Origin of the sequence: Bacillus cereus group sp. Sample62, from assembly GCF_036851315.1 — a bacterium.
In the GTDB taxonomy this organism is placed as follows: domain Bacteria; phylum Bacillota; class Bacilli; order Bacillales; family Bacillaceae_G; genus Bacillus_A; species Bacillus_A wiedmannii.
Genome location: NZ_JAFLPK010000004.1, coordinates 1 through 10,270 on the forward strand (window position 1 = coordinate 1; position 10,270 = coordinate 10,270).

Here is a 10,270-nt window from a genome sequence, read left to right on the forward strand (position 1 = left end):
CGATGATCGCTTTGTTTTTTTAGAATGAATAGTGGTAATGAAGTGTATAGTATGATTAAGGTAGGAGATTGATATCTTAGTCCTTTTATTAAGAGACGCCTGTTTTAAACAGGCGTCTCTTGTTTTTTTATTCGCCCAAAAATAAAAAAAGGCTTATTTAGTTATATACACATTTATATGATGAACATAAGGTAAGGTATACAACGCCTTAACTCCACATCAACTTTTTTGTAAAGTACTCTTGTTTTTTGATATTTTGAAGAAGGGAATGGGGAAATGAATGAATTATAATTTTAATCGAACAGATACATGGATTCCTTTAAAAAATAATTATGATTGTCAAATTATCCATTGTAGAGGACCTTGTTTATAAAAAGTGACATAATATAAATAATCGTAAATATAATTAAAATGGTTGTTGGTAAGGATATATGTCGTACAGGGATCTTTGTTTAAAAAAAACGAAGATCCTTTTATACTTTGTTTATTTTTTTTAATGGGATATACTCAAGTTTTATAATAAGGGCATAGTTTTAGAAAGTAGCTTCTCTTCCTTTACACAGAACAGGAGAATGCAAAAGATGACTTTTTGGTGGATATAAGTGATACAGATAAAAATAGTTCGTATATCTGTATCACTTATCCAATTAAAACTTTAAGTTTTAATGAATTTGGATTGTAATGATGTAATTTATATAAGGGGAATATAAAAAGAAATTTGTGATATAATAAGTGTCCATCACTAACTAATTTAAGGGTTTCATCCATTTGAAAAATCTCTTTACATGTGTGCATATGAAGAGATTTTTTGTGTTTATGTAATAATTGAAATTATGTTAAGATTGATAAGACTACATTTGAAAATGTGGGTTCAAGTTGCTGTTTGACTGAATTGCACCAAAAAAAACAATTCCATTACACGGGAATTGTTTTTTTTTGGTGTGCAATTAATCAGCATATGGCAGCCGTAAGGAGTTGTGTCTTTTCATAGATTAGTGTAACATAAATAGAAAGAAAATTCAAAAATAAAGGGATGAATCTTTATATATTTTCAAATTTGAACACAAAAATGTAAAGATATGGGTTACAATAAGCAGTGAAACACTCTCCTATGTTTCTAGTGATTGTATTTTTTATATGTTTTTGGTGCGAAATCTGTACATAGGTTTTGCACTTTTTTATTTGTTGTTTCATAGGATCAGTGTCATTTTTTTATAAGGGGGAATTCGTATGTTTGGTAGTAAAGAGGATGATATTAAAGAATATCTTATAAAAAAGGATTATGAGGTTAAAGAGTATTTAAAGAAAAATGGAGATTGGTATTATTTTAAAGTACGTAATTTTTGGTCAGGTGCTCATATAGTAAAGGTGAAAGATGGATTATTTGGTTTTAGTGTGGAAAAAGTGTGAATAGAAAGAAGGTTTATTCTGTGTAAGTACACTTGTAAGCATACTTATAAGTGTACTTACACAAATTAAATTACATAAATACTGTAACTAGCAAAATCAAAGTTATTATTTTGAAAGTAAACTTTTGAATATTAGTTTACTTTCAAACTATTGATTTTATGGGATTTTAAGAGGATTTTAGAAAAACAGAGATTTCCGTAAGGAAAGTATACATTCAGAACACTGAAATAAAAGGATTTTCACGCCCGACCTTTGCCCCTAGTCTTCGCAGTACGGAGTGGCGCACTGGCATAGGAAACACAGGTTGGAGGCTCGATGTAAAGGGCGTGTAGCATAGCGGAACGGGCGTAGCCGAACCCTTTATATGGAGACCGCCTGTGTTAGCCTATCCGGGCAAGCCAGTCCGGTTGCGAAGTGGGGGGAAAGAAAAGGAGGGCATTTAAAGTAGAGAAAACAAAAAATATAAGCTGATCAGCTTATATTTTTTGTTTTTTTTCAAGGATTAAGTATAAAGAAAGTTATTGCAGATATAGAGATAAAGATGATTAATACAAAAATTGTAATTTTTGTTGAGTTAGGTTTTTTAGGGGTGTTTTTGAAATATCTTATAGCTGAAAAAATAGCTATTAAAGCCATTCCAATAATAAATAATAGGTGAAATGTTTGCATGATTAGTTGCTCCCTTTTTTATTTTTGGTTATAAATTTTAAAGATTAAATTAGAAAAAGAATCCTCTAAAAATCAGAGGATTCTTTTTCTTTTGAAGTATCGCTAATAGTGAAGTATTTTTATAAGAATGTGTAGTAGAAGGTTATAGCAAATCCGATTATAAAGAGTAATGATACGAGGAGATAGACTCTTTTTTTGTTATCTCTTGCTATTATTTTATCTAGTGTAATGAAAATACCAACAACACCTGCGATTAATGCGAATTTAGCAAATTCAGATGGATATGTGAAGGCAACTACTGCAAAACAAGCAATAATCAATGTTAGTCTATAAAACAGTATTCCTTTAGACATTTCCATTTGAGGAATCACATCCTTCTTTTTATATTTGACTAGCAGCGCAACCAATTGCGTAACCAGCTAGACATCCAAGACAACCGCCACATGCATATGGACTAGCAAACAAACATCCGCCACATGCGCCTTCGCAAGCCCATTTAGCCCATTGAGGCATAGTTTTCCAGTTGTTTTTGATACAACGTTGAACATCTTCCCAGTAACCTGCTTTAGCATTGTTTTCTTTTAAGATTGATTCACTTTTTCCATCAGTGAATAATTTCATCTGATTAAGTTTTCCATCTTTTGAATTTAGGTCTAGAGTTCCGACATTTTCACCATCTAATGTTTTTACTGTTAAAAGAATCGTATCACCATTATTTGGTGTTTTCAATTCTAAAAATGTAGGGTCAGCAAATTTACTTTCAGATTCATTAAATCCTACAGTTAGATATTGTTTTGTATCATTAGATTTAGGGTTTTCTTTTGAAGGGATTATGATAGCCGATGTTTTAGTTTCTTTATAATCGACTTTAACAGCTTCTTTCCATTCAAAATCTGCTGTGGAGTAAATACTTAATTTGTTTTGTTTAAGATCAGTTAATTGTTTTTTTATTTTGTCCAAAATTTGTTCGTCAGCAAATTTATTTGTTTCATTTGTAGAAGAAAGGTTTTCTGGTTTTTTACAAGGTACACAATCGTTCTTTTTCCCGTTGGTATTATTATTAATATTGTTACTAGTATTATCTTGTGCAAAAACTTTTTCTAAATTTAGTGAGTATGGTTGAAAAACTCCAAAGGCTAATATAATTGCGACAAAAGCTAATCCGAAAATTTTTTTCAAATTAATACAGCTCCCTTATAAGTATAATTTCTCCTCGCCTCCATAATAGACCAATAATTGAAAATTTTTAATTTTTTTCTAATAATTGGAATATAATGTTAGCTTAGAGAACTTTGATATATTCCGTTTTTTATTTATTTGAAAATCAGATTATAAAAAAACACCTTCAAGAATGAAGGTGTTTTTTTCTTATAAGTCAGTGTGTGTTTGTAAAAAATAATCTGGTCTTGCTGGTGCACCTCCACCGTCTCCTATATTTACAGCTTGATTTTTAAAAGAGTCGTTTAATCCTAACGATAGGATACTAATTAAAGATATTCCAAGTATAGTTAGATAAATTTTTTTCATTATTTTAACGCTCCTTTTTCTAATTCATTTTTTTGAGCTGTATTGCTCATGTAAAAATATTGACTTGCTTTGTTATGGTTATTTTCTTTATAAAATTTTAGGGCTAAGATATCAGCATATTCTTTTACGCATTCCCATAGTTTTTCTTTTTTAAAGTAAGTAATACCTTCTGAAATTGATGTTTCTAAAGTTAATGTAGGAACTTTATTATTAAGTGCTTTTAAGATTTTAAAGCGATGTTGGAATTCTTGATTGTTAAAGTGGTTACTAAGTTTTAATCCTTTTTCAATTAGTTGTTCAGCGTAATTATGGTCATTTATTTTATAGTATTCAAATGCTTCTACGAAAAATGCTTTGAAATGATTTGGATTGTTTTTTGTTACTTCAGATACATGACGAATTGCCAGCTTAGATAAATTTTGTTTTGAATATAACCAGGCTAAATTATGTCTTACCATAAGGATGGAGTTTTTATGATTGTTTTTTTGGAATGTGTCTAGGGCTTTATTAAATGATTCCTCAGCTAATTCGAAATGTTTTAAGTCAATACAACATAGGCCTATAAAGTTATCACATAGTGCTACATTTATTTCATAACCTTCATGTTTTGTAAATTCTTCTTTAGCTAATTTTATATAATCAAGAGCTATTACTTGTTTATAGATTTGATAATAAAAATATCCCATTCGATAATTAAATTCAGCATGTTCTATTGGATCAGGAATGTGTATTAATAGTTCTTTTGCTTTTTCATAGTGTTCACTTGCTTCAGTGTAATTGGATGTTAAAGTAGAATGGAATGCTTTAAAGAAGTGATAATAATAAGCTAGGAAGTCATCTGCTGGAGTTGTGAAATTATCCATTTCATCAAAACTGTTTTCGTTAATACTTATCCAATCTGTTAATGCTTTGTATCTAAAATCTAATAAAGAATAGTATAAGAGTAAATTTTGATTTTCTTTGACATTGTTAATTTCACCGTCTATATATTCTTTTAATTGTTTTGCTTTAACTAATTGTTGTTTTAGCATAGATTGATACCAGTCATTTAATAATTTTGTTATTTGTTCATTTTCTAATTGAACATTCATAGAATCTTCCCCTTTTCCAAAATTATCTATATCTTGTTTTCACCATGTTATCATGGTATTACATTGTTATCATGGTATTACATTAGATTAACTTTTAAATAAGTTGATATATATAATTTTGAATATTATGTTTATTTTAGTTTTTATTTTATAGAGATGACAAAAACCCCTTAATATATAAGGGGTTTTTGTTAATGGGTGTAAATAGGATATTTGTCTTATTGACATTTTTAGGATATCAATTTTGGTTGGAATTGTATATATTTGTTTTTGGAAATGTAAAAAGTCAGATAAGATACAACAAAAAAAGCCATTCATGCTATAATTGAGTTGACTAGACCAAATCATAGTGAAGGGGCTTTTTTTGTACCTTTATAAAAGATTATTAGAGTATTAGACTTATAGAAAATATTCTATATATATAATAACAAAATAAAAGTCTCTTCGCTAGTTGTAAAAACTAGAAGTGGAGAGTTAATTATGAAAAAAATAACGGATTTTTCAGAAGTTGAGAAAAATGCAAGGATACGTGATTTAGAAATTGAACGTAAGAAACATGAAAATCATTATACAAAAGAGCAAGAACAAGGATTAGGACAGGCTCTTGAAACATTACAAAATCTTACGGGTGCTGAGTATTATGTAGGACGTAAACGAGATCCATTTGCTAAAGTTGAATTTTCACAATTGATTCATGAGAATATTAGATTTTTAGTTAAAATTAAGTATTTAACTAATACTGAGAAGGTCTTTCTTTTTGAGGTTTCTTGTTATTTAGAGGTTGGAACTAATGTTTTAATTGAAAAGGATTCTAATGAATCAGATAAAGAAAACATTAACAGTGCATCAATTCAATATTTGGCAAAAGAACTTGGGAGAGAAAGAGCCAGGGTGAGTTCTATTATGAAATCGTTAAAAGAAAAAGGAATTCTTGCATGTGCTGAAAGTGGTTTTCGTGATGAAACTGGACGGATTTGTACAAAACGTACTTGGTTAATGAATCCTAATATTATTTGTACAGGGAGAAAAAGTTCTATTGATAGAGTAACTAAAAATATTTTTAAAGGTGTATTGAAGAATTTCAAAGTAACTAATGATTCAAAAGAAGTACATAATTTACCTATTTATTTTTTTTAGAAACGTACTTGCGTTTCTTTTTTTTATCTGAAATACGAACACTTGTCCGTGCCAAAAATAGCACACTAGTGTGCCAAAAATGGCACACTCCCCCCCTCTCAAACCCTTGGTACTACTGACTTTTTTTTTTTTCCCTCTTACTCTTATATATATAGGCTCTTTCGCTCGATTTATTTTGCTATTTTTTGAGAATAAGATACGTTATGTTTTCACGCTATATTTTGATAAAAATCCGAAGGATTGCCCCTTTTTGTAGTTTCCGTGCTTCGCTATCGAACTGGCTAGCCGTATTAGGCTATCACAAGGATTCTCAGTGTAAAGGGTAAAATACACTTCGCTACGCTACGCCCTTTACACCGAGCCTCCACCTTGTGATTCTTAGCCAGTGCGCCAGCTCTTACCGCAAAGCATGGGAAACTACAAGGGGCGTTCCTGTTTAAATAATAGATTTCAAAACGATAAAAAATAAAAACTAATAAAACTTTTAAAAACAAAAATACAAAGATCGAAAAATTATAAAAGAAACAAACACCCGATTTAATCAAACGTTTGTTTAACAAATAGCCGCGCCATGGCGCGGCTATTTACAAAGACATATGAAAAAATATATGGAATAAATAGTGATATATAGTTCCATATCCATTTTCCATAGTTTGCATGTAGACCGAAGTTGAATTTAGACGCTGTATACAGCTGATTCCCGGCCCCTCTCCTTCTTTTCTTCGCTATCGCTTCTAACCTACTGACCACTCACATACTACATCTACATGTGAATGGTCAGTAGGTTAGAAGGAGAGGGGCCGGGAATATGAGAATTGAGTAAGAGAAATAGAGTAGTAGAATAAGAGAGAAAGAGAAAAGAGTAAGTATAAAATAGAAAGAAAGAATAGAAGAATAGTAAATATGGAAATAGATATGGAGGACGATGGTAAGAATATGGTAAAATAATAGGTGGTAAAGGTAAGAGATTAGAAGAGTGGATGTATAGAAGGATAGAAGATTAGGAGAGGGAAATATGGCAATTACGAAGAGAGATGTAGAGATAGTAGAGTGGGTAAATTTGCATGGGTTTGTATTAGCAGAACAGGTACAAGAGTTTTTTGGTTTGGGAAAGACAGTTGTGTATAGGAGATTAAAAGAGTTGGTAGAACAGGGAGTATTGAAGAGAGAGAGGATTTTATATGATTATGGGAATGTGTATTGGGTAACGAAAGATGGTGTGGAATTATGTGAGAGTGAAATGGCAGCAGGGAAAAAGCCGAGTGTGAATAATTTTGTGCATGATAAGAAATTAGTGGATTTATCGGTAAAGTTGTTAAAAAAATATGAGGGATCGAGTTGGATAACAGCAAGACAAATTAAATCGAGATTAGTTAAAAAGGCAAGTGAAAAAGATAAGTTTAAAGCATTAGCTATGAGAGTGGCAGATGGGATATTGATTGTGAATGAAAAGAAGTATGCAGTAGAACTAGAGTTGTCATTAAAGAATCGAACAAGAGTGAAGCAGATTATAAGCGATTATGCGGAACGAATTGCAAAAGGGCAGTATGTTAGTGTGATTTATGTAGTAGAAAAGGAAAGTATTGCAAAAGTATTACGAGAAGAAATGAATCAAACAGTTGTATCAGATAGATTTCAAATTATGAAATTTTAATTTAGGTTAACTTTAGTTAACTAGTTTGTTTAAGGTTAACTTTTAAAGAGAGGAATATAAATATGGCAACTAATCAGTATGAAGAAAATCGAAATTCATTAGAATGGATTCGTTTTGCAGCAGTTATATGTTTTACAAGTGGGTATTTGATTGCAATTCTTTTTAAAAAGATAGGTGCATTAGCACAGGTAGGAAAATTAGAGAAACGAATTGTATTTTGGATTGCATTTGGATTTTCGATTTTATGGGTGTTAAATGATTTTCAGACATTGTTAGCATCTAGTATTTTGTCATTTGTGATTTCATTTGTAGAAAGTTATTTTCAAGTATTGCCAATAGAACTGAAACGTTTGGTATTCGCTATTTTTCCAGAGCATAATACGCTGTTAGCGTTTTTGGTGAATGGTGTTAAAACAGCGGGATTAGTGGTTGCTATTGAAAATGTGTTTAAATGGGCAACTAGAGTAGATGAATCAACTGTACAAAATAGTCCCTCTTTAGAGCGAGAGAAACAAGAAAATAGTTTGGCCAATAAGGTTATTGTGAATTTAAAAGAGAAACAGCAAGAAAAAAATTATCAGAAAGAAATGGATCGTGGGGAAATTCCAAAAGGTGTGCGTTTAGGAAGAACTATGACTGGCGGTCAAGAAATCACGTTAACACCAGATGTTTTAAAGAAGCATATTGGATTAGTTGGAACAACTGGTTCGGGTAAAACGATAACGATTAAAACATTTTTGGAATACGCAATTTTAAAGAAGCAAGCAGGGATTTTTATTGATGCAAAAGGAGATATGAAACTTGCGGAAGAAATTCGGAAGTTTGCTGAAAAGCATAAACGTCCTTTTTATCATTTCAATACAGATGGAGTTGGGATGCACTATAATCCTTTAGCTGTAGGAACTCCAACAGAATTAACAGATAAAATTTTAACGTTGTCTGATTGGTCTGAAGAACATTATAAGTTATCTTCTCAGGAATTTTTACAATATTTATTCCGTGTTTTTGAAGCTAGGAATGTGAAAGCGACGTTAACAAGTGTTTCACAATATTGTGATGCTGATGCTTTAATTGGATTAATTACAAGCCAATCAGAAATAGAAGTAAATGAAGAAGCGTCTAAAAAGGTTGCTGTTAGCAATTTAAGTGATACAGATGGTTTAGTGTTGTTTGATAATGAAAAAGTTGATTTAAGCAAATCTGAGCCTTCTGAGAGCATTTTTAAACGTGATGAAGTTTTTACTTTGATTCCAAAAATTAAGCGGATTGATAAAAAGGCAATTGAAGGTTTGGCCAGTCGTGTTTCTATTTTGGCTGAAGGAGATTTTCGACATTTGTTCCAGGAAGAAGAGGGAAATACAATTGCATTACATCAAGTGTTAGAAGAAAGAGGAATGGTTATTTTTACGTTGGATAGTTTGCGATATCCGGAAGGCGCTCGACAACTTGGAAAAATGATTGTAAATGATTTGAAAACGAATGTGAGTAGTCATATGAAACAAAGAGAAGGTGAACATGTGACAGTTGCTATTGATGAATTTAATGTACTTGTTACGCAGCAAGTTATTGATGTGATTAATAAATCTCGTGGGGCAGGATTTGAGGCATTGCTTGCTTTTCAATCTTTAGCGGATATAGAGACAGTGAGTGAGCATCTTCGAAAACAAATTATGCAAAACTGTAATACTTTAATTGTTCAGACACAGAATGATCCAAGTGATGCAGAAGAATTGGCAAAGGCAATTGGTACAGCTGATAGTTTAGATTTTACTTATCAGGTAGATATGGCTCAGGGTGTAACAGGTTTGGGAAGTATGCGAAATGTGAAAAACTTTGTGTTCCATCCAGACGAAATTAAAGCATTACAGACTGGGGAAGCCTTGGTGAAAATAAAGCAAGGTGATAAACTAGTAAGGAAAAAAATTAAGGTGAGAATGGTAAAATGGGAGGATTAATTACGTGTTAATTTTAACAGCTTTTGTGAATTGGATTATTATATATATGCTTTTAGCTTTATATATAAATTCTAATATTTTAGCCGCATTTATTTCAGCGATTATTATTGGTGGGTTTACTGTATTAAGCACAACCGAACATGCAGAAAAATTGTATCGTTATATGAATGGCATGAGACAAGCGACGAAACGAGAAGTAGAACAAATCAAACCAATTTTAGATGATTTATGTCAAAGAGCAGGTATACAAGATTTGGTTTTATGTGTAGCAGATGAACCATTCCCAAATGCGTATGCATTTGGTAGTAAGACAGTTTGTGTGACTAAAGGATTATTAAAAACAGCGAATGAGGAAGAGCTTGCAGGGATTCTTGCTCATGAACTTGGTCATTTGAAGTATGGGGATAGTAAGCGTTCTGTCATGGCGCATACGTTGAATACAGCGGGTACAGTGGCTATATGGATATTAGTAGCTATGGCAACGATTTTATCTGTTTTATCGAATCGTGTGCCGATTGTGGCTGTATTAGCGGCTCTTGCAGCGGTTGTATTAAAAGCTATGCAAGTGGTTTTACATCGAGTTGCTGATTTATCGTTTCGAGTTGTTGGAAGAAAAGAAGAATTCCGAGCGGATGCTTATGCGGTTGAATTAGGAATGGGAGCAGGTTTGTTGTCATTTCTAGAAAAAATAGAAGGAACCGAAGGTTCTCCTAAAGGAATCTGGGCGCGTTTAGAAGCGACCCACCCATCTGTGGCATTTCGAATTGAACAGATAGAAATTGCATTAGAGGAAGAATAAAAACGAATTCATTAACAAAAAAACAAAG

The 10,270-nt window shown here is 31.8% G+C and carries 9 protein-coding genes; 5 read left to right on the top strand and 4 right to left on the bottom strand.

Annotated features, from left to right (window positions below):
• Positions 1–1,230 precede the first annotated feature (1,230 nt).
• Positions 1,231–1,410 carry a hypothetical protein gene (locus tag J0835_RS29040; protein WP_062822582.1) on the top strand — a complete coding sequence of 60 codons (180 nt, stop codon included), beginning with the start codon at positions 1,231–1,233 and terminating at the stop codon, positions 1,408–1,410.
• A gap of 788 nt (positions 1,411–2,198) precedes the next feature.
• Here J0835_RS29040 and J0835_RS29045 read toward each other — a convergent pair.
• The 4 genes from J0835_RS29045 to J0835_RS29060 form a co-directional block, all read right to left on the bottom strand.
• Positions 2,199–2,438 (bottom strand): hypothetical protein, encoded by a 240-nt coding sequence (locus J0835_RS29045; RefSeq protein WP_001996437.1) that lies wholly within the window; start codon positions 2,436–2,438, stop codon positions 2,199–2,201.
• 22 nt (positions 2,439–2,460) lie between these two features.
• Positions 2,461–3,258: a hypothetical protein gene (locus J0835_RS29050; protein ID WP_062822583.1), complete on the bottom strand. Its 798-nt coding sequence runs from the start codon at positions 3,256–3,258 to the stop codon at positions 2,461–2,463.
• A gap of 189 nt (positions 3,259–3,447) precedes the next feature.
• On the bottom strand, positions 3,448–3,606 hold the full coding sequence (locus J0835_RS29055; protein ID WP_001996449.1) for a Phr family secreted Rap phosphatase inhibitor: 159 nt from the start codon (positions 3,604–3,606) through the stop codon (positions 3,448–3,450).
• Positions 3,606–4,697: a response regulator aspartate phosphatase gene (locus J0835_RS29060; RefSeq protein ID WP_062822577.1), complete on the bottom strand. Its 1,092-nt coding sequence runs from the start codon at positions 4,695–4,697 to the stop codon at positions 3,606–3,608. Before J0835_RS29060 ends, J0835_RS29055 begins: the two co-directional genes overlap by 1 nt.
• Positions 4,698–5,177: 480 nt before the next feature.
• On the opposite strand from J0835_RS29060, the gene J0835_RS29065 reads away from it, so the two are divergent.
• From J0835_RS29065 to J0835_RS29080, 4 genes are all read left to right on the top strand, one after another.
• Entirely contained in the window at positions 5,178–5,834 is a 657-nt protein-coding gene (locus tag J0835_RS29065; protein ID WP_062822578.1) for a hypothetical protein, read from the top strand.
• 1,015 nt (positions 5,835–6,849) lie between these two features.
• Entirely contained in the window at positions 6,850–7,488 is a 639-nt protein-coding gene (locus J0835_RS29070) for a replication-relaxation family protein (RefSeq protein WP_062822579.1), read from the top strand.
• Between the two features lie 62 nt (positions 7,489–7,550).
• A complete protein-coding gene (locus J0835_RS29075; protein WP_062822580.1) occupies positions 7,551–9,443 on the top strand; it encodes a type IV secretory system conjugative DNA transfer family protein in 1,893 nt (630 codons plus the stop codon).
• A gap of 4 nt (positions 9,444–9,447) precedes the next feature.
• Positions 9,448–10,242, top strand: a complete 795-nt coding sequence (locus tag J0835_RS29080; RefSeq protein ID WP_062822581.1) for a zinc metalloprotease HtpX — start codon at positions 9,448–9,450, stop codon at positions 10,240–10,242.
• Positions 10,243–10,270 lie beyond the last annotated feature (28 nt).

What these genes read in the sequence shown, in the direction of transcription:
- J0835_RS29040 (WP_062822582.1), top strand. Translation starts at nt 1,231, where the DNA reads ATGTTTGGTAGTAAAGAGGATGATATTAAAGAATATCTTATAAAAAAG.
- J0835_RS29045 (WP_001996437.1), bottom strand. Translation starts at nt 2,438, where the DNA reads ATGGAAATGTCTAAAGGAATACTGTTTTATAGACTAACATTGATTATT.
- J0835_RS29055 (WP_001996449.1), bottom strand. Translation starts at nt 3,606, where the DNA reads ATGAAAAAAATTTATCTAACTATACTTGGAATATCTTTAATTAGTATC.
- J0835_RS29060 (WP_062822577.1), bottom strand. Translation starts at nt 4,697, where the DNA reads ATGAATGTTCAATTAGAAAATGAACAAATAACAAAATTATTAAATGAC.
- J0835_RS29065 (WP_062822578.1), top strand. Translation starts at nt 5,178, where the DNA reads ATGAAAAAAATAACGGATTTTTCAGAAGTTGAGAAAAATGCAAGGATA.
- J0835_RS29070 (WP_062822579.1), top strand. Translation starts at nt 6,850, where the DNA reads ATGGCAATTACGAAGAGAGATGTAGAGATAGTAGAGTGGGTAAATTTG.
- J0835_RS29075 (WP_062822580.1), top strand. Translation starts at nt 7,551, where the DNA reads ATGGCAACTAATCAGTATGAAGAAAATCGAAATTCATTAGAATGGATT.